21 protein-coding genes, 2 tRNA genes and 2 pseudogenes are annotated in these 23162 nt (G+C 44.6%); 6 read left to right on the top strand and 19 right to left on the bottom strand.

Going from position 1 to position 23162, the window contains the following annotated elements:
* Positions 1-39: 39 nt before the first annotated feature.
* On the bottom strand, positions 40-591 hold the full coding sequence (locus B5J93_RS06845; protein ID WP_143823501.1) for a hypothetical protein: 552 nt from the start codon (positions 589-591) through the stop codon (positions 40-42).
* Positions 592-868: 277 nt separating this feature from the next.
* On the bottom strand, positions 869-3145 hold the full coding sequence (gene nrdA / locus B5J93_RS06850; protein ID WP_079325713.1) for a class 1a ribonucleoside-diphosphate reductase subunit alpha: 2277 nt from the start codon (positions 3143-3145) through the stop codon (positions 869-871).
* A gap of 480 nt (positions 3146-3625) precedes the next feature.
* Between nrdA and B5J93_RS06855 the strand changes: the two genes are divergently transcribed.
* Together B5J93_RS06855 and B5J93_RS06860 are read left to right on the top strand one after the other, a co-directional pair.
* On the top strand, positions 3626-5053 hold the full coding sequence (locus B5J93_RS06855) for a phosphatase PAP2 family protein (RefSeq protein ID WP_167432583.1): 1428 nt from the start codon (positions 3626-3628) through the stop codon (positions 5051-5053).
* Positions 5050-5763, top strand: coding sequence for a phosphatidate cytidylyltransferase (locus B5J93_RS06860; protein ID WP_079325715.1), 714 nt, complete (start codon positions 5050-5052; stop codon positions 5761-5763). Before B5J93_RS06855 ends, B5J93_RS06860 begins: the two co-directional genes overlap by 4 nt.
* Here B5J93_RS06860 and B5J93_RS14190 read toward each other — a convergent pair.
* The 14 genes and pseudogenes from B5J93_RS14190 to msrB all read right to left on the bottom strand — a co-directional run bounded on the left by B5J93_RS14190 (position 5734) and on the right by msrB (position 16351).
* A complete protein-coding gene (locus tag B5J93_RS14190; protein WP_338065638.1) occupies positions 5734-6192 on the bottom strand; it encodes an SDR family NAD(P)-dependent oxidoreductase in 459 nt (152 codons plus the stop codon). The two genes, B5J93_RS06860 and B5J93_RS14190, sit on opposite strands and share 30 nt — an antisense overlap.
* Complete coding sequence (locus B5J93_RS14195; protein ID WP_079325717.1) at positions 6080-6538, bottom strand: SDR family NAD(P)-dependent oxidoreductase; 459 nt, start codon at positions 6536-6538, stop codon at positions 6080-6082. The genes B5J93_RS14190 and B5J93_RS14195 overlap by 113 nt, the downstream gene beginning before the upstream one ends.
* 80 nt (positions 6539-6618) lie before the next feature.
* A complete protein-coding gene (locus B5J93_RS06875) occupies positions 6619-7719 on the bottom strand; it encodes a patatin-like phospholipase family protein (RefSeq protein ID WP_079325718.1) in 1101 nt (366 codons plus the stop codon).
* Between the two features lie 2 nt (positions 7720-7721).
* Positions 7722-8651 (bottom strand): class I SAM-dependent methyltransferase family protein, encoded by a 930-nt coding sequence (locus B5J93_RS06880; protein ID WP_228144895.1) that lies wholly within the window; start codon positions 8649-8651, stop codon positions 7722-7724.
* A gap of 87 nt (positions 8652-8738) precedes the next feature.
* A pseudogene (locus tag B5J93_RS14400) lies at positions 8739-9458 on the bottom strand (alpha/beta fold hydrolase); the annotation flags it as partial.
* 35 nt (positions 9459-9493) lie between these two features.
* Positions 9494-10105, bottom strand: a complete 612-nt coding sequence (locus B5J93_RS06895; protein WP_079325722.1) for a CDP-alcohol phosphatidyltransferase family protein — start codon at positions 10103-10105, stop codon at positions 9494-9496.
* A 257-nt stretch (positions 10106-10362) separates the two neighbouring features.
* On the bottom strand, positions 10363-10992 hold the full coding sequence (locus B5J93_RS06900; RefSeq protein ID WP_079325723.1) for a DUF2057 domain-containing protein: 630 nt from the start codon (positions 10990-10992) through the stop codon (positions 10363-10365).
* Positions 10993-11061: 69 nt separating this feature from the next.
* On the bottom strand, positions 11062-11829 hold the full coding sequence (locus tag B5J93_RS06905) for a DnaA ATPase domain-containing protein (RefSeq protein ID WP_078274783.1): 768 nt from the start codon (positions 11827-11829) through the stop codon (positions 11062-11064).
* A gap of 107 nt (positions 11830-11936) precedes the next feature.
* Positions 11937-13423 (bottom strand): annotated as a pseudogene (locus B5J93_RS06910) (SulP family inorganic anion transporter).
* A gap of 139 nt (positions 13424-13562) precedes the next feature.
* Positions 13563-14660, bottom strand: coding sequence for an AI-2E family transporter (locus B5J93_RS06915; protein ID WP_079325724.1), 1098 nt, complete (start codon positions 14658-14660; stop codon positions 13563-13565).
* A gap of 380 nt (positions 14661-15040) precedes the next feature.
* Positions 15041-15117: transfer RNA gene (locus B5J93_RS06920), tRNA-Asp, on the bottom strand.
* 35 nt (positions 15118-15152) lie between these two features.
* Positions 15153-15228 (bottom strand) — tRNA-Val (locus tag B5J93_RS06925).
* 186 nt (positions 15229-15414) lie between these two features.
* A complete protein-coding gene (locus tag B5J93_RS06930) occupies positions 15415-15894 on the bottom strand; it encodes a glutathione peroxidase (RefSeq protein WP_079325725.1) in 480 nt (159 codons plus the stop codon).
* 34 nt (positions 15895-15928) lie between these two features.
* Complete coding sequence (gene msrB, locus B5J93_RS06935; protein ID WP_079325726.1) at positions 15929-16351, bottom strand: peptide-methionine (R)-S-oxide reductase MsrB; 423 nt, start codon at positions 16349-16351, stop codon at positions 15929-15931.
* A gap of 138 nt (positions 16352-16489) precedes the next feature.
* Between msrB and B5J93_RS06940 the strand changes: the two genes are divergently transcribed.
* Together B5J93_RS06940 and B5J93_RS06945 are read left to right on the top strand one after the other, a co-directional pair.
* Positions 16490-16714, top strand: a complete 225-nt coding sequence (locus B5J93_RS06940; protein ID WP_143823502.1) for a hypothetical protein — start codon at positions 16490-16492, stop codon at positions 16712-16714.
* 96 nt (positions 16715-16810) lie between these two features.
* Positions 16811-18382 carry an aminotransferase class I/II-fold pyridoxal phosphate-dependent enzyme gene (locus tag B5J93_RS06945; RefSeq protein ID WP_079325728.1) on the top strand — a complete coding sequence of 524 codons (1572 nt, stop codon included), beginning with the start codon at positions 16811-16813 and terminating at the stop codon, positions 18380-18382.
* A 68-nt stretch (positions 18383-18450) separates the two neighbouring features.
* Here B5J93_RS06945 and B5J93_RS06950 read toward each other — a convergent pair whose 3' ends face one another.
* Both B5J93_RS06950 and B5J93_RS06955 read right to left on the bottom strand, forming a co-directional pair.
* Positions 18451-19722, bottom strand: coding sequence for an NRAMP family divalent metal transporter (locus tag B5J93_RS06950; RefSeq protein WP_079325729.1), 1272 nt, complete (start codon positions 19720-19722; stop codon positions 18451-18453).
* 329 nt (positions 19723-20051) lie between these two features.
* Positions 20052-20432 (bottom strand): hypothetical protein, encoded by a 381-nt coding sequence (locus B5J93_RS06955; RefSeq protein WP_079325730.1) that lies wholly within the window; start codon positions 20430-20432, stop codon positions 20052-20054.
* Positions 20433-20603: 171 nt separating this feature from the next.
* Between B5J93_RS06955 and B5J93_RS06960 the strand changes: the two genes are divergently transcribed.
* Both B5J93_RS06960 and B5J93_RS06965 read left to right on the top strand, forming a co-directional pair.
* Entirely contained in the window at positions 20604-21278 is a 675-nt protein-coding gene (locus tag B5J93_RS06960; RefSeq protein ID WP_079325731.1) for a LexA family protein, read from the top strand.
* A 181-nt stretch (positions 21279-21459) separates the two neighbouring features.
* Positions 21460-21672 (top strand): hypothetical protein, encoded by a 213-nt coding sequence (locus B5J93_RS06965; protein WP_079325732.1) that lies wholly within the window; start codon positions 21460-21462, stop codon positions 21670-21672.
* A gap of 295 nt (positions 21673-21967) precedes the next feature.
* Here the strand turns inward: B5J93_RS06965 and B5J93_RS06970 are convergent, their stop codons facing one another.
* Positions 21968-23161 (bottom strand): zonular occludens toxin domain-containing protein, encoded by a 1194-nt coding sequence (locus tag B5J93_RS06970; protein WP_079325733.1) that lies wholly within the window; start codon positions 23159-23161, stop codon positions 21968-21970.
* Between the last annotated feature and the right edge of the window lies 1 nt (position 23162).

Consider the following 23162-nt stretch of genomic DNA (forward strand, 5'->3'; position numbering starts at 1 on the left):
GGGTTCGGTTGGTATATCTTTATCAAACAATACCAGATGTTAATTTTCAATATCTATTTGGCTATTAAAAATTTGATACAACTCATCTTTCTTTTTTGGGTCTGGTATTTTATCTAATAAATCTTTTGATTTTTGAATATACTCCATATTTCCAGCATTTATCTCAGCCAGATAGTACAACAAAATTTCTTTGGTATTGTCTTTTTTGTTATAGTTATTTTTCTTAATTTCTTCTTTTGCTTTTTTGGCAATATGAGAAAAGCAATTTGTTACCTTATCATTGTCGTAATTATTGATTTTCATAAGTTGGCATTTATAAATAAGTAACCAATGATCGGGGTTTTTCCTAAGAACTTCATCAATAAAATCTATGGCTTTGTGAACATCTGTTAATGTATATATTTGTAATAATGCTTTGTACTTTTTATTCTCATCATTCATGCGATTTGCTTCTGGCACCAAGTCCAACAACAGCCTTTTCGTTTTTTCGTTGTCATCAATGACGCCATTTATTGCGATGTCATTTATTTTTTTGCATGACATAACGGTCGTACTCGTCTGTATTAGTAGCATTAATTTTTGAAGTGACATGATGTCCAGTTTTATCATAACCGCAAGATAATAATGAAGTCATTAATATTGCTATAATGAATTTCATTATATTTTCTCCGTATTTATATAAAAAGCCTAACCACTCATAGGAGTAACAGACCGCTTATTTTTTTGGTGAGCATTCTTTTAGTTTTTATATAGGTTTATTTGCGGTATTTATCTTGGGTATTATAAATAATGGGAGTATATCTACATCTTTCATTTTTTATAAAAAGCCAAAAATCAAGCCTACCAATCGATAGGCTTGATTTTAAAATCACAACTTACACGCCCCGCCTGCACAGCCGTCATCTAACTCGCCTTGGCTGTCATCTGCTCCGTCTCGGGTGTTGTGATAATATAGGGTTTTTACGCCCAGTTTATAAGCGGTAAGCAGGTCTTGAATCATGATTTTCATGGGGACTTTTCCGCCTTCAAACTTGCTGGGGTCATAGTTGGTGTTGGCAGAGATGGACTGGTCGATGAATTTTTGCATGATGCCAACGAGTTTTAGGTAGCCGTTATTGTCAGGCATTTGCCATAACAGCTCGTATTTATTTGCCAAATTCTCAATGTCAGGCACAACTTGTTTTAAAATGCCATCCTTTGACTGTTTGACCGACACCAAGCCCCGTGGCGGTTCGATACCGTTGGTGGCGTTGGCAATTTGGCTAGATGTCTCAGATGGCATGAGAGCTGATAAGGTGGAGTTACGCAGACCGTGCTGTTTGATATTGGCACGCAGGGCTTCCCAGTCTAGGTGTAGTGGCTCATTGCAGATGTTATCCAAATCCGCCTTGTAGGTATCAATCGGCAAAATACCTTGGCTGTATGTCGTCTCGCCAAATGCAGGGCAAGCCCCTTTTTCTTGGGCAAGTTTGTTCGACGCTTCTAGCAGATAATACTGGAACGCTTCAAAAGTGCGGTGGGTCAGTCCAATCGCCCCCATGTCTGAGTAGCGTGTGCCGTTTTTGGCAAGATAATAGGCGTAGTTAATCACACCCACACCGAGTGTACGACGGTTCATGCTACCATTTTTGGCGGCGATGACAGGATAGTCTTGATAGTCAAGCAAAGCGTCCAACGCACGCACAATCAGCTCGGCAGGCTCCCTCATCTCTTCTAGCTTGTCAATCTTGCCTAGATTGATGGCGGACAACGTACATAGGGCAATCTCGCCATGCTCATCATTGATGTTATCAAGCGGTTTGGTGGGTAGGGCGATTTCCATGCATAGGTTAGATTGGCGAACAGGGGCAACAGACGGGTCAAAGGGGCTGTGCGTGTTGCAGTGATCAACGTTTTGGACATAGATACGCCCCGTACTGGCACGCTCTTGGAGCATGAGACTAAACAGCTCACGGGCAGGGATTTTGCGTTTGCGAATGCTCTCGTCATTTTCATATAGGGTGTAGAGACGTTCAAATTCGGCTTGGTTAGCAAAAAATGCGTCATAAAGCCCTGCCACATCAGACGGGGAGAATAGGGTGATGTCTTCGTTTTTGATGAGTCGGGTGTAGAGTGTTTTGTTAATCTGCACGCCATAATCCATGTGACGGACACGGTTGTCCTCGACGCCACGGTTGTTTTTTAGGACAAGCAAACTTTCCACTTCTAAATGCCAGAGCGGATAAAACAAAGTCGCTGCCCCGCCACGCACGCCACCTTGTGAGCAGGACTTAACCGCCGCTTGGAACATTTTAAAAAAGGGAATGCAGCCTGTGTGCTGAGCTTCACCGCCACGAATGGGTGAGCCTAACGCACGAATCGCCCCTGCATTCACGCCAATACCCGCACGCTGTGAGACGTAGCGGACGATGGCGGATGTGGTGGCGTTGATGCTGTCTAGGTTGTCGCCACATTCGATGAGTACGCATGAGCTAAACTGACGGGTGGGGGTACGCACGCCTGACATGATGGGGGTAGGCAGTGAGATGTAGAAGTTGGATGTAGCGTCATAAAAACGCTTGATGTAGTCCAGTCGTACCGCTTTATCATAGCTGGCAAATAGGCACATGCCAACCAAAATGTACAAAAACTGGGGGCTTTCATAGACTTTTTTGGTGACACGGTCTTGGACGAGATATTTGCCCATCATCTGTTCAACCGCTGCATAGGCAAGGTTCATGTCACGTTCGTGGTCGATGTAGGCGTTTAGTTCATCAAATTCGGCACGGTCATAATCTGCCAAAATGTGCTTGTCGTATTTGCCTATTTCGGTCAAGCGAGCGACATGGTCATACAGATGTGGCGGTTCATAGTCGCCATAGGCAATCTTGCGTAGATGAAAAATGGCAAGACGAGCCGCCAGATATTGATAATCAGGCGTTTCGGCTGAGATTAAGTCCGCTGCCGCCTTGATGATGGTCTCATGAATGTCACGGGTAGCAATGCCGTCATAAAACTGAATGTGTGATTTTAGTTCCACTTGCGACACGGAGACGTTGTCTAATCCTTTGGCTGCCCATGTGATGACCTTGTGAATCTTATCAAGGTTGATGGGTTCAAAGGTGCCGTCTCTTTTTTTGACTTTGATTTGGTCGATGTGTGTCATAAAATCACCCGTTTTTGTTGTAAATTGTAAAAAATTACCAAATCTCAATGACTTAGCGATTTTTCTATTTAAAAATTAACCACTAGATGTAGTAATGCATTTCTAAGGTAGCACAATATAGCCTAAAAATTTTTAAAATACTAGCTTGTATTTTGTGCCAATCTGTGATTTTGTCATTTTAACCAAACTTGAAAAACGTACAGAAAAGACAGGGTAAGGCTTTGAGGCTTGTCAAGAGATGGATAAAAATTTTTAAGAAAATTTTGTAAAGAAATTGGGCAAATTTTCATCAATTTGTCGGACAGATGATTGTCAGATTTTTGGTAAATTTTATAAAAAAACCAACCAGTTGGATTTTTTAAAATCGGCTAAGAATGGGTGTGCAAATTAGTGTGAATTTGTTTTTGCTTAGGCTATTTTTACTTGACTTTGGGGTGAATTTGGCATTTAATGCAGTTTATTTGTACACATTTGGCAATCATGAATGATGACCTAAAACAGCGAACGATGGCACTTGTCAAGGCATTGGTGGTATTTGGGCTAGCATATCCCCTAACCAATGACTATACGCACGCTTTGATGTCGCACACGCCAATAGCGGTGGGGTCGGTGGCAAGTCGCTATGATGTCGCGCCATTTGTGGCGTGGGCGATAGTGCCTTATAGTTTATCCTTTGTGTTGTTTGTGCTGAGTTTTTATGTGGTGTCGTCTGCCATGCTGTCTCGGCTGTTGCACCGTTTGGTGCTTGGGACGTTGGTGGCGTGCCTGTGCTTTTATGCTTATCCTTTGGTGTTTGCCTATGATAGACCTGTCATGTCGGAGCAGTGGCGGTGGGCGTATGAGCTGTTGTCGCTCGTGGATAAGCCTTATAATCAACTGCCATCCTTGCACGCCTGCTATGCACTGCTGTTTGGGGTGAGTTTATGGCATGTGGTGCAAGGGCGGTGGCGTGGTCTGTATCGTGCAGGGCTAAGTCTTATCTGTGTAGCGATAGCAGGAGCAACGCTTTTTACGTGGCAACATCATGTGACGGACGTGGTCGCAGGGCTTGGGCTTGCGGTGGTGGTATTGGTTGCGGAGCGATGGCTTCATGCCTTGCCACACATCACAGGGCGAGCGATGATGAAGTTTATCACGCTTGGGGTGCTGTGGTTTTTGGGGTGGGCGGTCGTGCCTGTCTTGGTGGGTTATCAAGGTACGGCGTGGGCAATCATGGCAAAAATTATGGGCATGTATGGCTGTTTGGGTCTGTTCTCGGTGGCGTGGCTCTATGCCAAGCCGTCATGGATAACCAGTCTATTAGCCAAACAGACAGATAAACATCATGTTGGTGCATTTCGTTCCAGTGCGTACGGATTGGGTTTACCCATTATCATCATTTATAAGCTCATGTGGCGACTGGCGTGGGCGTGTCATTTTGTGTGTCACGACATTGGCAGGCGAGTGATTCACACCCAAGCGTTTACCATTATGGCAATCGGTCATCTGTCTGATGATGTGCTAGATGAGTTAAGCCAATACGCTGGGCGATATCGGCAGATACTGTGGGTAGATGTTTGTGCGGAGATGGCATCTGATTTTGCCCATGCTAGGCTACTGGCGGATAAGAGAACAGTGACAAAGTGGCAGTATGTTAATCTTGGCGTGATGGATTTGCAGTATTTTGATGACACCATTATGAACAATATCAGGGCGTTATATGATGATATCAAGCAAGCAGACGAGCCTAACACGCTCATTATCTGCCAATGTGCGATGGGACAATCTAGGAGTGTGGCGGTGATGATATGCCTACTTGCCTTGCAACAGGGTATTTGTCCACATCGGCTGTCCGTGCAGGATAAAGAGATGATGGATTCTGTGCTGTCGTCCTATGGCAAGCACCGTGCGCGGGGGTTATTGGCATGAGTGAATATTTATTATTACTCTTGATGGCGGTTGTCTTGCTTATCATGTTGTTTATCAAATGCTTGGGCAAATATCAGGAGGTTTATCAAACAGTGCGGTCATGGTTTTGGCTGTTGGCAGTGCTGTGGCTTGCCTTTATACTTGGGCGGTATGGCGTGGCGACATTGGGCATGCTGATGAGTGCTATTGCCCTGTGGGAGCTGTGGCGAGTGATTAAGGTGTGGACATGGCGTGATGGACTATTTGTGGGTTATATCGGACTGTTTGGGCTGGCGTGGGTGTGGCTTGCCTTGACCGTCAAGCCTTTATCCGTGCTGTTGTTTGTCCTATTTGCGGTGCAGGTTTGTGATGTGTGCCAATATCTCATGGGGCGAGCCTTTGGTCATCGCCTGTTTGCTAGCAAACTTGCCCCCAACCTTAGCCCCAATAAGACCATTGAAGGAGCGGTGTTTGGCGTGCTGTTGATGATGGTACTAAGCCTACCCGTGGGGCAAGTTTTGACTGATTTTGGCATGGGTCAGTTGGTACTATTGGCGGTGTCGCTTGGGGCGTGCGGTATTGTTGGCGATTTGTTAGAATCTAGTGTCAAACGCCGTCATCAGGTCAAGGACATGGGGGTGTGGCTTGCAGGGCATGGCGGACTTTTGGACAGAATGGATAGCCTGCTTGTGAGCGTGCCACTATTTGCGGTCTTGATGGTGGTACTGTAATTGCATGACTTTGGCAAGTAAGGGACGAGGCAGGGCGGTCAGGAGCTTGGCAATGGCTTTCATGGGTTTGGGAAAGACGTGTAGGGCGATGTCGTTATGTATGGCGTAAATGATTTGATGGACGGCTTCTTGTTCGCTGATTAAAAATGGCTTGTCGGCTCGTCCGCCATGCAACTGCCTTAATGTCGCTGTGTCAACATAGCCACAAGCGATGGCGATGACTTGTATGCCAAATGGAGCAAGTGCCATGCGATAGGCGAGCGTGTCTTGTATCATCGCACGCTTGCAGTGAGCGTATAGGCTTGCCCCTTGAAAGTCAAATAGCCCTGCCACAGATGAGATGGCGACCAAACTTGTGGGCGTGGCGAGCGTGGTGTGATGAATGGTTTGTTTTTCTTGAACTTGTTTTTTTGTGAATAAGACACTCACTTGCCCAAGCAAACACCGCTTGAAAGGCTTGCAAATTTAGCATGAGCATATCATGGCTTTCATCGGCACTAAGGGCTTGTTTGCGTTCGGGATAATATTTGCCAATGCTATAAATCAGCTGAGAAAAAGGCGTATCTAGCCGTTTCAAGAGTTCATCCCGCTGAGTACGACAGCGGACATCACAGCAGATGGCGGTGATGTTGTCAAGCTCTAAGATGGCTTGTACTTTGTGGGGATTGCTACCAATGACCGTAACCAGATTGCCTTGATGGGCGTGCCATTTGGCAAGGGCAAGACCGATACCGCTCGTACCGCCAAAGATGATGATGGTTTGGGGGGTGTTCATTTATTTATGCCTTTTAATTTAATATAAGTAATTGATTTATAGAGTAAAATTTTAACTTTCTCTTAAAATAATTACCCAATTCACTCATCACAACGCAGTCCCACATCATAGCCATAGGCAAACTGCTCGGCAGTGATTTGGACAAAAGTATCAAAATCATGATGATATGCCAAAATACGCCCTTGTCGAAGATTGGGTTTTTTGTCAAATAAAGGGCGGACACGGCGATAATCTTTGGTATCTAAATGGCGTATTTGGGGGTTATTTGTCATATAATCATGCACATCTTGCAGGCGAGCATTGGGCGAGAAGCCAAAGACGTGATGAATGGCAGGTTCGGCAAGCACACGGTCAAAGGGGGATTTTGGTTCAGCATACACCACATCGGCAAGCTGACAGGCAAGTTCAATGGGTGTCAAATCCATGACTCCGCCCATAAGACAGCGGTCATCATGACATAGGGGCGGTAAATAATACATGTCTGTGATGGACGCACGCACCATGACGGACAAGGGCAGATTGGTCGAATGATAATCGGCACAAATGAGCGGTGAGTAGCGTGCCATGATGTTGGTCGGGGTTAGCTCTTCAAGGGCTTGCCAAAGCAGAGGGTTTGACGTCCACAGTAGCCCTTGCCATTGATGATGGGCGTGAATACGATTCAGCTGACTGGCGAGAATCAGAACGTGTGTGGCGGACGGCTTGGAGATGGGTTCATCAAAACGCCAACAGGGCGTGTGCGTTTCGCCGTCCACATGACCGATGGCGTGACGGGTGAGGTTGCCGATGAGTTTATCCGTCAGATGAGTGTGGCGGATAGGACGGTTAAGTAGATGAGAGAGTTGATAACGACACCAACGTTTTAGGGCAGGCATGAGATACTGCCCATAACTGTCAGAGCGTTTGTCAGTAATGCTACCGATAGTTTCATAAAGCAAGCGACTGTTCATCACAGCGATAAGCGACTGCCGACTTGTCTCTGACGAATCGGATAGGGCTTCTAATAACAGGGCGGTTGCCATTGCTCCGCCACAGTTACCAATCACCAAATCAGGTCGCCTGCCTGTATCGCACAACGCCTGATAAATCCCCAAATAATAACCAAAGCGTAACCCCCCGCCTGCCATGAGTAGGGCTCGGCGATAAGGGGGTTTTGTAAGGGGCGGTGTGTTTGTGGTCATGGTTAGGTAGGAAGTTTGACCGCCAAAGACACGCTAAAAATACCAAACTCATCAATTCGCATATCAATCTTTTTAAAGCCTGCCTGTGCAACCAATTGGTCGATTTCGGCTTGTGAGCGACATCGCATGACCCAATCTGTGCCTTGATGGCTGTTTAGGGTTTTGCCGATGAATTCTTGTTCGGGGTGCCACGGCTGATTGGTGTATAGCAGATAACCGCCGTCTGATAATTCTCGGTGCATACCACTTAGAGCGGTTTGGATAAGGGTGTTATCCGAGAACAACTCAAACAGCCCTGAGACGATGGCGATGTCGTTATCAGATGAGTGATAGCTATCAGTACAAAAAGCGTCTTGCTGGCTGATGGTCGCTCGTGATGACAGACCTTGTTTGACAGCTTTATCCTTCATGACGCTGACATTGTGTGAATCATAATCTCGTAGCGTGGCGGTCAGTGTGGGATATTTATGCAGAAGTTCAAACGCATAATAACCATTACCACTGGCGATGTCCAAGAGTTTGATGGGCTGTTTGTCGGGGTGTGCGTTAAGGTGTTTGTCAATGGCAATCTCTGCCAATTCTAACAGATGAGCTTTGCGAATGCGAATGCCACGCCAACCGATGTTATTTAAATAAAAATTATCAATGAGCCTGCCCACACCGAACTTACCACGTGGTTCATTTTGATAAACCTTATCTAGCGACACGCCCGAATCAAAGCCGTGTGTTACCCCCGCTGATACTCCGTCACTGACATGTCCAAAGCGTTCTATCATAAATTTAGTCATGGCAAAACTGGGGTTAAAGCCTTTTGCCATGAGTGTATCGACTTTGTCTTTACTAAAACTTTGGGCGTGTGTGGTTGGGTTGTGGGCAGATGTCAAGTCCACAGTTTGGGGCGGACTGGCAAAAAGTTCATCGGTAAATGCCAAACAGTCGGCGAAGACGTCTTGTTTATTGACTTCATGAAAAATGGCGTGAAAACTTTTGGGATAATACGCCCAACGCTTAATGGGCGAACGAATGCGGTCATAAAAGGTGCGTATCGCTTCTTTGTCCACGACATAATCCTGACCTGCACACAGTATCATGGTCGGTGTGGTGATAGCACCTGCGTCATCGAGCAGGCGTGCCCCTGTTTGTAGGGAGTCGATGAGCAGGTCGCGAGAGATGCTTTGTGTGAGCACTTGGGCTTTGACGTAGCTTGACACGAGACATGACCCCGAGTTTTTTGGCGACTTTGAGTGCTGGCAGGGCAAAGGGGACATACAGACGAATGGCAAGGGCAGGCGTGCCGAGTATCATGCCACGAATATTGGGGGCGTAGTCATGTACATAGGCACTGGCAATGACCGCTCCCAAACTACTGGCGATGAGTGCAATTTGCTCATCATTGGCGTGCGTTTGGGTTTAATGACTTTTAAAAATTCATCTAAATCACGCACCAATTGCCCAAAGCTCTCGGCATGGTCTCGCTCACCGCCTGAACGTCCGTTGCCCCGTGCGTCCCATGCAAAGACTTGATAGCCTTGTTTGACGAAGGCATGAGCCATGTCGGTCAGCCTTTGTGAATGTTCATGCCCACCACGATGGAGCATGACAATGATTTTTAGGTCATCATGGTCATAGACACGCTCTGACTTGTCGGTGAGCCAGTAGCGATAGAACATGGCCGTGCCGTCATAGCTATTAAACGTGCTGTGATATTCATGAATATTTGCTGTGCTGATGGGTTGCATGATAAATCCTTATTAACTTTGTCGGCCTTGCAAAACTACTGTTGATTTGCGGGGCGATGGTAAATGATGGCTTGCCCACGATTGATGATGGTTTTGATAAGTAACAACTGGGCGATGATAAGGATTAGGCGTTCATGGCTTAGCTCTTTATCCAGCCCCTTTATCAGTCCAAATATCCCAAGTGCCAAGGCACGGTCGCTTTTTCCCAAGGGTCCATGATTGGCACGCTCGCCCGTGAGCAGGGTTGCCATGATGGCGGTTAGCTCTGTTGCTAGCGATAGGGCGGTGATGAAACCAAGATGGGCAGGGTGATTGGTGTGTGGCAATAGCCCCAAAAAGAGTGCGGTGTCTGAGACCATATCGCCACTTTCATTGAGCCATGCCCCGAGCGTACTGGCTTGTCCGTGTTCTTTTGCCATCATGCCATCGATGGCATTCATTGCCATGCGGACAAACAGCCCTGTGGGTAGTAGATACCAGTAAGCCTTATGGTGTTTTGCGTGACGGGCAATCAGATGAGCCGTGATAAGGCTTAATATCACCGCCGATAGGGTGATTTGATTGGCGGTGAAGCCTTGTTTGATCAGCGTGTTACTGATGGGGCGAAGTTTGTTTTGAAACGCAGTTTTTAATTGATAAACAGACATGATATGGCTACATCATAATATAACAGTGTTTTGTATTTTAACAAACTTTTAAAGCGTTGTGGAAATTATTTTATTTAACATAATCCATTTTTTAAACTCTTATTTTAAAAAGAAAACTACAGGTCAAATCAATCATTATATTATAATTTAACCATGAAAATTTGTTTTTTGCTTAATTTCAAAATCATCTCCTTGGCGTATGCAGTTTATAGCCAACAAAAAAGCCGTCCAAAGACAGCTTTTTAAAAATGCTTAAATCATTTTTCAACCCATTGACGGATTTTTTCACGCTCTTCGGGGGTAGCGTTGAGCCACAGTTGCATAAAGCCGTCTAGGTTATCCTTGGGGGTGACCATGGTTGGAGTGGTGGGCTGCGTGGGGGCTTGGTTAAGGGCGGCGATGGCTTTTTGGTTAGCTCGGGTAGCATCATCACGACCGAACAGTCCGCCAATGCTGTCGCCCAGTGTTGATAAAATACCCGTGCGACTCTCTACGGTCTGCTCAGAAGCCAACACTTTGCCATTTTGGCTGATGGCAAGGGTAGGGGCTTTGGCGTATTCTTTGGCGTCACGGTAGTTGCTTGGCTGATTTGGCATGACCAGCTGATAAGTTTGGTTGTCCGCTAGGTCGGCGGTGATGGTAACGTTACCTGATTTTAGGTAATCATGCTCGCCACGGGGCAAGTCAAATAAGCGGTCATAGCGAGCGGTAATGACATGGCGACCAGCGTCAAGGGTGAACTCACGTTTGAGTGGTTGTAAGGCTCCGTGTTTAATCTCTTGCCCATTGATGGCGGTCACTTTGATGTGCTCATCCACGTTCAGACGTACCTCGGCAAAAGCAGGGGTGGCAAGTGCGAGAGCGAGCAGTAGGCTTAATTTTTTCATGGTATTTCCTATTGGGTGGGGTTGGAGAAAGTGAGAAAACGCTAATTATTTAAAATCGGTAAAACAAAATCAGCCATCCATGTCATCGATGTAGTCGCCCAGCTCCAAAAGTAGAGTTTCTTTATCGATGATTTTTTTGGTGTCTTCTAAGGTTTTTTTGCTCACGGGCGTGCGTGCCAATCGTGTGAGCAGGGGCGAGATGCTGTCTAGCACACTCATCATGTCCGTGGCATTATAAGGACCATCGCTGACCAGATATTCAAAAATAACAGGGGGCAGTCGCCAGTTTTTACGTCTTAGAATGGACTTTAACATTGCCTCACGGTCGGCAGGGTTATCGCCATCGGGCAGTTTAAAGGCAGGGGCAAGCGACAGCCGCGTGAGCAGGTCGAGCAAGTTAATGTCCAGCTCACGGGCAGGGTCGTTGGCTAGGAACACGAGCTGTTTTTGTTCACGTCTGACTTCATTAATCAGATGAAACAGTCCCTCTTGCCATTCATGACTGCGTGCTACCGCCTCGACATCATCTAGTATCACAAGGTCGAACAGCTGTAAGCCTTGTAGGGCAGACGCGTCATCGCCCTCGCTCTCTATCATCTTGTCAAGCGATAGACTGATGGCGGTTTTGCCTGTTTTGGTGTATTCGTTATAAATGGCGAGAGCGAGATGGGATTTGCCAGAGCCTTTTTTGCCATAAATAAAGATTTCAGGCAACTCGCCTTGGCAGAGCTTTTGGGTGGCGATGATGACTGCTTGATAGCCCACGGACGTAAAATCCGAAAGACGAGATTCCTCTTGTACATCAAGGTCTAGGGCGGACTGAAAAAGGTCGGTCATGTAAGCTTGGTATCCCAAAGTCTGCTAGAGTCGCTCAGCGGTTTTCAACTGATTTAAAAATGTGCTATATATACCAAATTTTTGGCGGTTTTGCAAGTCATATCGCCCTAATGCTCAAAAATAATATCCTTGCCATCATGTTTGTCATGTACGCCAAATTTATCCACCAAGGTTTTGCTCGCTTCATTTAGCCCAAAGACTTCTACCGATACGCCTTTTTTGCGGTATTTCATGACGATTTTGTCAAGGGCGGATACGGCTGTTACGTCCCAAAAATGAGCATAAGTCAAATCAATGCTTACCGCCTTGACGGGCTTATCAAAATCAAATTGAGCCACAAATCGGTCAGCACTGGCAAAAAATACCTGCCCTACCACGCCATAGGCAAGCGCGGTCTCATCTGGCGTGGGTAAGGATTGTACCGACATAAAGCGACCGATTTTATTGGCAAAAAACAAAGACGCAAGTAGCACGCCTGCCCCCACACCAAGGGCTAGATTATGCGTGTATAGCACGATGGCGACCGTGGGCAATCATGACGACATTAAAGCCCAAGGGGTGCGTTTTTAGCTCCTTGACCGACTGCCAATTAAACGTGCCGATGGACACCATAATCATCACCGCCACCAGTGCTGGCATGGGAATGACACTTAATACATCGCTCAAAAATACGACCATGATAAGCAAAATCACACCCGCCAACAACGTGGATAGCCGTGTGCGACCGCCTGATTTGACGTTGATGACCGATTGCCCAATCATCGCACAGCCTGCCATGCCCCCAAAAAACCCTGCTACGATGTTGGCGACCCCTTGCCCTTTGCATTCTTGGTTTTTGTCGCTTGTGGTGTCGGTCATCTCGTCCACGATGGTTGCCGTCATCAAGGATTCAAGCAGACCCACCGCCGATAGGCTAAGTGCATATGGACAATGTTTCCAAATTCAAGGGAATGTCAGGCAACAAAAACACAGGCAACGTATCAGGCAACTCGCCCATGTCGCCCACCGTCCGCACATCAAGTCCCATCATCACGCTGATGATGGTCAAGGCGACAATGGTAATAAGGGGCGATGGCAGGATTTTGCCAAGTTTGGGAACATAAGGAAAGACAGAAATAATCCCAAGCCCGAGTGCAATCAAGACATAGGTTGCCATGCCACGTCCCAAAATCTCAGGCAGTTGTGCCATAAAAATCAGTATCGCCAACGCATTGACAAAGCCCACGACCACCGCACGGGCGACAAATTTCATAAGACACCCGACTTTTAAAAAGCCAAAAATGATTTGTATCACGCCTGTCAGTAGCGTGGCGGCAAGCATGTATTCTAGCCCATGATTTTTGGCAAGGCTTGCCAAAACAAGTGCCATCGCCCCCGTGGCTGCCGAAATCATGGCAGGGCGACCACCAAAAAAGCTAATCACCACCGCAATGCAAAAGGATGTATACAGCCCCACTTTTGGGTCAACCCCTGCAATGATGGAAAAGGCAATCGCTTCTGGAATAAGGGCGAGGGCGACCACAAGCCCTGACAGCACATCGCCACGGACGTTTGAGAACCATTGGTCTTTGCTAAAGTGGTTAAGAATGTTCATCGGTTAAGCCGGTAAAGTGTCAAAAATTGCCCATTATAGCGTATCTGCCACCCAAACCCAAATAACCGCCCAAATAAATAATGTCAAAGACAAACCCTGCCATTATTTATTTTTTAAAAATCGATAGTGGTTTAAAAACTTACCACAACGTCAGCTGTTTCTGCCCTTTATACCAATCACTGTCCAGATAAGCACAGTACGCATGATGAAACAGAACATTTAAAATTGCCGACACGGGCAGGGCGATGAGCATACCAACAAAACCAAACAAGGACGCTCCTGCCAATACCGAGAAAATCACCCATAATGGCGACAATCCAATTTTATCGCCAAGCAGTAAGGGTTGTAATACATAGCCTTCCATCGCTTGACCGACCATAAACGCCCCAATGATAAGACCGATATAAATGGGGTCAAAACCAAATTGGAACAGCCCCACGACAATCGCTACAATAATTCCTACACCAAAACCCAAATACGGCACAAAACTTGCCACGCCTGCCCCGATGCCGATGAGCAGTCCGAATTTTAGTCCGATGAGTTGTAGTTGTATGGCATAAATCGCCCCAAGCAGTAACATGACGCTAAGCTGACCCTTGATAAAGTTCATGAGCGTGGTATCGCAGTCTTTGGCAATGGCTAATACCTTAGGCTGAGACGGTTTTGGCATGGCATGTAGCCACACATCCAAACGTTTTTGCCAGCCGATGAGAAAATAAAACGTCAATATCGGCACCATTACTGCCATGCCGATGTTATTCGCCACCACCATGCCTGAGTTTAATACCTTTTTAATGAGTGATTGAGCATCCGCCACCTGATAATTTTTCTGAGCGTACTCAATGAGTGCATTTGAGATGACATCAACTTCAAGAGGCATGGGACGTCCGCCCATGTGCTGACTTATCCATGCCCTTGCCGTAGTGTTATACCATTCAACAGCAAGGGGCAGTGATTCCCATGCAAGGGTCAGCTGTCCCCACAGTACAGGCACGAACCACACCAGCAACGCTCCCATGACGACCGCACTGGCAAAATACACCACCACAATGGCAAGCATGCGATTCATGTAACGAGCCAATCGTGTTACCAAAGGGTTTAGCATGTATGCCAAAATAAACGCCGCCACAAAAGGCAAAATCACCGCACGCATGAGATACAGGGCATACAGAAAAATCACCCAAAACAGCACAATCAGTATTCGGCGAAAAAAGGGGTCAAGGGTACGATGTCGCATGATAAAATAGCACAAAAGTGGACAAATATCCGCCTATTTTATGCTATTTTTATCAAAAGGGTAAGTTATTTATGATAAATTTTGTAAAATTTTGTAAAAAATAAATGATAGGGAATGTTGAACATTGATAATATTTTAGAAATAATGATAAAAATTTAACGTTGCAACCAATTTTTGCATGAAAATCTGATAGAATGACAATCAGTCTGCGTTTTTTCTCATTTTTCATTGCAAATACCAAAGGTAGGCACGCCCTAGATTTTTGAAAGATTTTATTGAAAATTTATTGGCAAATGATTGATAAATAGACACGCAAAAGACATAAAAAATCCCTAAGTCAGGGGAGACTTAGGGGATAAACTGGAAAAACCAGTTAAAAATGGCGCAGCGGACGGGACTCGAACCCGCGACCCCCGGCGTGACAGGCCGGTATTCTAACCAACTGAACTACCGCTGCTAAGCTAATCTTTTTTAACCATAAAAGATTTAAAATGGTGGGCGGTAACGGATTCGAACCGCTGACCCTCTGCTTGTAAGGCAGACGCTCTACCAACTGAGCTAACCGCCCGAACTCAACTTACTTAACTATTTTAATAAACAATTTAAACCATGTTTATTTGTTATGTATGTCGTTCGTTGTGGTGCGTATTATATAGATTTTTTGATGGGTGTCAAATGGTTTTTGCAAAAAATTTTAAAATTTCTTATAAGTATTTGATTTTTATTAAATTAAAATCTATATAAATTTGCCAATTTAAGCCAATGCCTTGATGATGTCATCTTCCAAACTCTCAGGCTTGGTGGTGGGGGCGTAGCGGTCTAGCACCTTGCCATCGAGACCGACCAAAAATTTGGTAAAATTCCACTTGATTGCATCGGTCAGAATTCCGCCTTGCTCACGTTTTAAAAACTCAAAAATCGGGTGAGCGTTGTCACCATTGACATCAACCTTGCTCATCATCAAAAAATCCACGCCATAGTTCATCTCACAAAAACCTGCAATGCCAGTTTCGTCATCAGGCTCTTGTCCGCCAAACTGATTGCAAGGAAAACCGATGACAACCAAGCCTTTGTCGTGGTATTTTGTGTGTAATTCTTGCAAGCCTGCAAGCTGTGGTGTAAATCCGCATTTGCTTGCGGTATTGACAATCAGTAGCACTTTGTCTTTAAAATCGGCAAAATTAACCACATTGCCACGAATATCGGTGGCGGTAAAGGTATAAATGGTTGTCATGATTTATCTTAAGTTATTGATAATTGTAAAAAAATTATTGATTTTCAAGATGAATGGACGCCGAGTTAATGCAATATCTCATGCCTGTGGTCTCCCTTGGTCCATCTGGGAAAACGTGCCTCAAATGCCCGACACAGTTGGTGCAAGTCACTTCAATACGTCTCATGCCATGCGATAAATCCAGCGTTTCGGTCAGGGCAGTGTCGTTGATTGTCTTGTCAAAACTTGGCCAGCCACAGCCTGAGTGAAATTTGCTACTACTGCCAAACAGCTTGGCATTACAGCCCTTACAGCGATACACGCCCTTATCAAACACATCGGTATAAAAGCCCGTAAAAGCTCGCTCGGTGCCTTTTTGGCGTAGGATATAATATTCATCATCACTTAGGCGGTTTTGCCAGTCGTGTTCGCTCATGTGGGCGATGTCGTTGGCGGTGAGTGCGTGAGATGATGACATGATTTTCTTCCAAAATACTTGCAAATAATGGTAAGTGTAACATAAAAAGACCGTAGAACAAATTGCTTTTTGTAACGGTAACAAGTATCATAAGAGCATGACTGATGATATTTGGGGTGAATAATGATATGGTCTTGCATGGTAAATCTAATGGTGGCATTTGCAATCAGCGCCAGTATTTCTAAACAAAAAACAACCAAAGTAAAGATGTATTTGGTGCTGGCAATCACCCTAATCTCATTATTTGTTTATGTGTTGGTTGCCAGTTTCTTTTGGGGATTTTCATGGTTGGTAGCGATACTGGCTGGGCTATGTACGGCTTTATTACTCACCAATCGCTACTATGAACTGTCTGGATTGTGAGGCTTAAATCACCCAATACGCCCCATCCAAAAATTTTCTTGCAAAATTAGCCAATTGGGCGTATGATAATTGCAACTTTTACTTGCAATGACTGCGATGACCAAAGACACCCATCCACCGAATACGCCCACCACGCAAGGCGAACGCCTAAAACAGCTTAGAAAATCCTTAGGATTATCCGCCCAAGCCCTAGCCGATAAGTTAAACGCCCACGGTGCGTCTGTCAGTCGTGGGGCGATTGCCAACTGGGAATGCGATAAAAATGGCATCACCAGTAGCAAACTCCCCATAGTCGCCCAAGTGCTAGGCACGACCGAAAATTATCTTTTGACAGGCAATGTATCGACAAATCCAACCGCTAATAATGCCAGTCAAGATATTGATTTACAATATAATCTATTAAATTTACACAACCATTCTTATAAGGCAGCCCCCATGAAAGCCCTAAAAAAATCCGCCAAACTTGCCAACGTCTGCTATGACATTCGTGGCGAACTTCTGCAAACTGCCAACCGCATGGAAGCCGAAGGTCAGCGTATCATCAAGCTCAACATTGGCAATCCTGAGCCGTTTGGGCTGTTGCCCCCCGATGAGATAGTGCAAGATGTGGCGATGAACTTGCAAAATGCGTCTGGCTACTCCGATTCTAAGGGAATTTTTTCAGCTCGCAAGGCAATCTTGCAATATTATCAAGCCAAAGGACTACTGTCGGCAACCGATGTCAATGACGTGTATATCGGTAATGGCGTGTCGGAGCTTATCGTCATGACCTTGCAAGCCCTGCTTGATGACGGCGATGAAGTGCTTATCCCCATGCCTGATTATCCGCTATGGACAGCGTCCGCCAATCTTGCAGGGGGCAAGGCGGTGCATTATCGCTGTGTGGAGGAGGATAATTGGCACCCCGATTTGGCGGACATTGAAAGCAAAATCACCGACAAAACCAAAGCCATTGTCATCATCAATCCCAACAATCCCACAGGGGCATTGTATAGCAAGGAAATCTTAGAGCAGATTGCCGATTTGGCGGTAAAATACGGCTTGGTTATCATGGCAGACGAGATTTATGACCGTATTTTGTATGATGATGCTGTGCATACGCCCATGTGTACGATTACCGATAAGACGCTCGTTTTGACCTTTAACGGCTTGTCAAAATCGCACCGCATTGCAGGTTATCGCTCGGGCTGGGTCATGCTCTCTGGCAAAAAAGACCATGCTGGCGACTTTATCGAAGGCTTGACCATGCTTGCCAGTATGCGACTGTGTGCCAATGTACCAGCCCAATACGCCATACAGACGGCAATGGGCGGTTATCAGTCCATGCAAGCTCTGACCGCACCGACAGGGCGACTGTACAAACAGCGTGAAATGGCGGTCTCTCGTCTAAACGCCATTAAGGGCATCAGTTGCACCAAACCGCAAGGGGCGTTTTATTGCTTTGCTAAGATTGACACAGGCATCTATCCCATTGAAAATGATATGAATTTTATGATGGATTTGCTTATCCAAGAAAAGGTGTTGATGGTGCAAGGCACGGGCTTTAATTGGGATAAGCCCGACCATTTTAGGGTCGTATTTTTGCCCAATTTGATAGACTTAGAAGATGCGATGGATAGGCTAGATAGATTTTTTGCCAATAAGCGTAAGGAATTTGGTACGGAATAGGGTAGGGTGCTTTTAAAAACAAAGGGCGATTGATGTCGCCCTTTTTTTGATGTGTTTTTTTGCAAGTTTTAACCAATAATCCCAAAAAACTGCAACAAAAACAATCCTGCAAATCCCGCCAAAAAAGCAATGCCAAGCAGGGCATAAATATTCATTTTTGGGGTGAGTAGGTTCTCAGATTTTGCCAAAGAGTAGTTAAGGTAGGCAAAAATCGGAGCGGAGACAAAGGAGCTAATCATCGCAAATTTGAGTAGGCTTGCCATTTGTCCTGCAAACACATTAATCAAGATAAATCCACCAATGACCATAGCGGTCGTCCAACGCATGACGTATTTTTCGGTAAGCTCGGTCGTACCTGTTTTGATGAGCGACAGACTCTCGGCATTGGTACGCCCATAGCCGTCTGCACTCGTGATGACCGTGCCAAACATGCACAAAAAAGCGATGAATGCCACGAGAATTTTTGACCAACTACCGATTGTTTCTGTATACATTTGTACAAGCTGACCGATGTAAGCACCGCCTTTGGTGGCAATCTCTTCGCCTGTGCCGTATTGCACAAACACGCCAAGCGTCAAGAAAAATAATGCCAAAATCGCCGATGTAAAATAGCCCACGTTAAAATCTACCACGCCTTGAAAATGGCTTGTGCGGTCGGTGCGGATTTTTTTGGCAGTCCACACAGATGTAATGACCGAAAATTCAAGTGGAGCAGGCATCCAACCCATAAGAGCGATGATAAAGCCCAAAGACGCCAAGTTCCAAGGTGACATCGACACAAAATCAGGAGCGACTTCTTTTGGCGACATACCTGCGATGATGACCGCCAAAATGGTGGCAACCGTCAATGCCAGAATAATCCACTTTGAGATATTGTCCAAAACCTTATAATGCCCTGCAATGAGTAGCCCCCATGAGACGGTCATTACAATGATGGATAGGACAAGCGGATTTAGCTCAAAAGGCAAAATAAAGCCCAAAATGGTCGCACAGAGCAGGGCGACTGCCCCTGTGGTAATCACGCCTGAGACGACAGATAAGCCAAAAAACGCCCAAAGGTAGGCTTTGGATTTTTTGGCGTAACCTGCCACGAGACTGTCGCCTGTTTTGTAGGCGTATTCTGTGCCAAAGCGGTAAAAAGGGTATTTAAAAAAGTTGGCAAGCACGATCATAATGGCAAGTTGCCAACCGTACAACGCCCCAGCTTGGGTGGACGATACAAGGTGCGAACCGCCAATGGCGGCAGATGCCATTAAAATGCCAGGCCCGAAGGCCCTCCAAGTGAGTTTTTGTGTTTGTGCATTGGTTTGTGGCGATATGCTTTGTTCGGCTGTTGTCATGTTTATTCTCAAATAAAAAATCTATAAATCAACAGAGATGAAAAATAAGATAACATGGTTTATACAAAATAAAAAGTGAAGTATTTTTGAGGTATGTTGAATAAAAATTATTGTTTGGACGTAGCAAAAATACAAACTTAGGTTGTGCCTGCTTTGAAAATGTACCATTTTTGGTGTTTGTAATACAAGGTTAATTTTATTTTTCCAACAAATTCACGTAAATTAAGATGAGTGATGCAAAACAAAAAGGCAATGAATACTCATCGCCTATACAAGCTTGAATTGTTAAAGTTTTAATTTAAAAAGAAATGACATTGAAAAGGGTAAATTTAAAACCCAGCTTTGACAAACATCAGTGCCACGCTGGATATTATCATGACAAACAAGGTCAGGCTAAACGCTTGATAAACCAAAGGCAATCCTTGTTTGACTTGGTAAAATTTGGGCGTTTTTATGCGAATGTTTTTAACACTGCTCTTATGGTAAAATACCACATTATTACCTGTGATGTCTTGTTTGATATGTAATAGCGACTGTCGAATGTCTTGATAAAGCATTTCTAATTGCTGACAAATGACAATAACGACTTGCAATAAATAGCAGATTAGTTGTATGATATAATTTCTTATGGGGCGTAAAGATTTTTTGCCCTGCGAATGTGCCACGTGCTGAGTGGCGTCATAATTAACCATGTCATAAGATGTACTCATCGCTAATCTCACTATCAAATACAAAAAAGGACGTCAATTTAATGCTGTGGGACAAAACTGACGAATTATCTTGAAAGTATACAAAAATTGGCTAAAATTTTATTTGAATACTGTTACAAAAATCAAGATGATGATATAATAACACAAAATTTTCAAAAAACAAGCAATTTTATGAGCAAAAATGACCAAATCTTAAAAACTGTCCCAGACCCCACGCCAAATAACAGTTTCAAAGACAAAGGGGCGAGCGAAAACTCTCATGGTGGTAAGCGAAAAGGGGCAGGGCGAAAGCCATCTGCCATCAAGACGGTCGTCAAACGGGTGCCGAGTATTTTGGTGCCGATGATAGATAAGATGACTGAGAACATGATACAGACATTGGCAAATTCAGCGGTCATCAAAAGCCCTAATGTGCCACTTGATGCCATGATACCTGCCAATGATGACACAGATATGTCGGTGCTGATGAGCCTTGCCAAGGTGCCAGCAGGTTTGCCTGCTTATAACGACGGGCAAAGCGAAGAGATTAATCTTAATGACTATCTGGTCGGGCGTCAGAGTGATACGTTTGTAGTGCGATGTGGGGGCTATTCAATGTTGGATGCTGGCATTGATAAGGATGATTTGCTCATCATTGACCGCTCGGTAGAACCAAAGCATTTTGATATTGTGATGGCAGATTTGGGCAGTGAATTTACCATTAAACGCTTGCACAAGTTTAAAGATGGGCGACTGGAGCTACATTCAGAAAACGAAGCTGACCCACATCCCAATTTTAGTTTTAAAGATGGCGACCATATGATGGTTGTGGGGGTGGTCATGCACGTGATTAAGAGTTTGCGATAAACACGCCTGCTTTTTTGAGTTAAACTCGTACATAATTAAAAATAGATAAAAAGCGTAAGATTTGGTAAAAATAACAGCATGGAAATTTGGGTGAATCTATGCTATAATTAGCATTATGCGAAGTTTTAATAGATAGCATACAAAATTTTAGAATTAACAATAGGAAAAGTTAACGTCAAAGATGACGGAACTTTTTACATTTCAGATGAATCAAACTAAGGAAAATCATGACATCAACAATCATTCAATACGTTGCAATCATGATGTTAATAGCAATAATTTTGTTGTCATTGAGATTTATTCTATGGCTAAGTTTGCCAAAAAACTCAAAGACAACGAAGGGCAGGTAAAAAGAGAATGGCAACAGTTCATAGAGCGGGTTAAGCGAAAATGAAAATAATGAAAAATTTTTAGTACACTACTAAAGTATGTGTACTCGCTCGCCCAATCAGTCGCCGAAAAGTCGCCTTCATGGGCGAGCTTAGGCAAATTTTAGGCGTGATATACTAAACATATTTTTGACCTACTTGCTTAGAGACTTGTTTAATAGATAGAACTTCGCATAATGCTAATTATGTTAAATAGCAAACGCCCAACATGTAGGAATGATGATACATGTTGGGCGAAAGCTTGCTATTGTAACATAAAAGCGTTATGCGAAAAGCACCGCACCTTTTGCACCAATCGCCCTAATTAAATATGGGCTCGGTTTTGGACTTGTCAGCAAATATGTACTCGTCTGTACTTGTTATGCCTCCTTGCACGGCTTGGGGGCTTGTTTGTTGTATATCTTGAACCTGCACAGGCTGAGCCTCATCATGACTTGAGACAAAACTATGAGCGGTGCGAGATTTTGGAATTTTGCCAGTCTCTGTTAAAAAATCTTGGCACTCTGATAAATCATAAGTCATTAAGTCGCCATGGGCATTGTACACACGGCATTTATTGCCCATTTTAATTACGGCAGATGGTCTGATGTTGTCATCGGTGGTTATCACATCATAATCGGGGGGCAGTCGCTTAACATAGATGCGTCTAGCACGCATGTACTGCTCATTTTGGTCATCAATGTAGCCCTCTGGTACTTGGGTAGCTATTGGCGTTTGAATGGCTGTAACAGGGCTTAAATCGCTTGTATCGCCCTTTTGCTCTACGGTTTCTTGGTCTGTCTTACTGCCCCAAACGTCATTAACGTAAGAATAACCAAAATATAAAGCGATAAAAATGGCAGGTATAATAAGCACTGCACACGCTATGGCGACTCTCATCGCCCTTTGGGCTTTTTTATTGACTTGTTTTTTCTTGATGTGGTTAGCCCCATCATCGACGGACTTGTAAAGCGGGAATATGTCGGGGTCTAAGGGGTGTTTGAACTCCTCAATGGCGTTGTTTTGCCAATATTTATTCTGTCCGTCTAGGCGGTCTTGTACCTGCGGAAATACAAAACAATGGGTTTGCTCTTTATCATTATAAGGGTTTGAAAAATGAAAATGTCTTGTTAATAACTTACGAACAGCGGGATGAACAATAGAACTGTCTTGTGCAACAAAGACAATCGTTTTTCCTTGATGCCTTGCCATCGTTAATCTTTGCACATCCTCGGACGAATTAATTCTTGAATTAGAATTATTAAAGCGGTCTATCATGCCCGCCTCATCGTAGATAATCACACTGTTATCGGGTGCATCTTTAACCCAACTAAAAGAGCTATCAACAATATGCAAATTAGGATTATTGATTTTAACCCCATCAACATTGACAAGATAGACCTGTAATTCATTATCTGTCAATATCTCAACAATTTGGCTCATGATAAAATGGCTTTTGCCTGCACCTTGCAGGCCTGTAATAAGGCTATTACCTGCACCGATAATTCGTATCATG

Origin of the sequence: Moraxella equi (assembly GCF_002027555.1) — a bacterium.
GTDB classification, from domain to species: Bacteria; Pseudomonadota; Gammaproteobacteria; order Pseudomonadales; family Moraxellaceae; genus Moraxella; species Moraxella equi.

Coding starts and splice junctions, on each gene's coding strand:
- B5J93_RS06845 (WP_143823501.1), bottom strand. CDS start 591: ATGTCACTTCAAAAATTAATGCTACTAATACAGACGAGTACGACCGTT.
- nrdA (WP_079325713.1), bottom strand. CDS start 3,145: ATGACACACATCGACCAAATCAAAGTCAAAAAAAGAGACGGCACCTTT.
- B5J93_RS06855 (WP_167432583.1), top strand. CDS start 3,626: ATGAATGATGACCTAAAACAGCGAACGATGGCACTTGTCAAGGCATTG.
- B5J93_RS06860 (WP_079325715.1), top strand. CDS start 5,050: ATGAGTGAATATTTATTATTACTCTTGATGGCGGTTGTCTTGCTTATC.
- B5J93_RS14195 (WP_079325717.1), bottom strand. CDS start 6,538: ATGAACACCCCCCAAACCATCATCATCTTTGGCGGTACGAGCGGTATC.
- B5J93_RS06875 (WP_079325718.1), bottom strand. CDS start 7,719: ATGACCACAAACACACCGCCCCTTACAAAACCCCCTTATCGCCGAGCC.
- B5J93_RS06895 (WP_079325722.1), bottom strand. CDS start 10,105: ATGTCTGTTTATCAATTAAAAACTGCGTTTCAAAACAAACTTCGCCCC.
- B5J93_RS06900 (WP_079325723.1), bottom strand. CDS start 10,992: ATGAAAAAATTAAGCCTACTGCTCGCTCTCGCACTTGCCACCCCTGCT.
- B5J93_RS06905 (WP_078274783.1), bottom strand. CDS start 11,829: ATGACCGACCTTTTTCAGTCCGCCCTAGACCTTGATGTACAAGAGGAA.
- B5J93_RS06915 (WP_079325724.1), bottom strand. CDS start 14,660: ATGCGACATCGTACCCTTGACCCCTTTTTTCGCCGAATACTGATTGTG.
- B5J93_RS06930 (WP_079325725.1), bottom strand. CDS start 15,894: ATGACAACCATTTATACCTTTACCGCCACCGATATTCGTGGCAATGTG.
- msrB (WP_079325726.1), bottom strand. CDS start 16,351: ATGTCATCATCTCACGCACTCACCGCCAACGACATCGCCCACATGAGC.
- B5J93_RS06940 (WP_143823502.1), top strand. CDS start 16,490: ATGGTAAATCTAATGGTGGCATTTGCAATCAGCGCCAGTATTTCTAAA.
- B5J93_RS06945 (WP_079325728.1), top strand. CDS start 16,811: ATGACCAAAGACACCCATCCACCGAATACGCCCACCACGCAAGGCGAA.
- B5J93_RS06950 (WP_079325729.1), bottom strand. CDS start 19,722: ATGACAACAGCCGAACAAAGCATATCGCCACAAACCAATGCACAAACA.
- B5J93_RS06955 (WP_079325730.1), bottom strand. CDS start 20,432: ATGAGTACATCTTATGACATGGTTAATTATGACGCCACTCAGCACGTG.
- B5J93_RS06960 (WP_079325731.1), top strand. CDS start 20,604: ATGAGCAAAAATGACCAAATCTTAAAAACTGTCCCAGACCCCACGCCA.
- B5J93_RS06965 (WP_079325732.1), top strand. CDS start 21,460: ATGACGGAACTTTTTACATTTCAGATGAATCAAACTAAGGAAAATCAT.
- B5J93_RS06970 (WP_079325733.1), bottom strand. CDS start 23,161: ATGATACGAATTATCGGTGCAGGTAATAGCCTTATTACAGGCCTGCAA.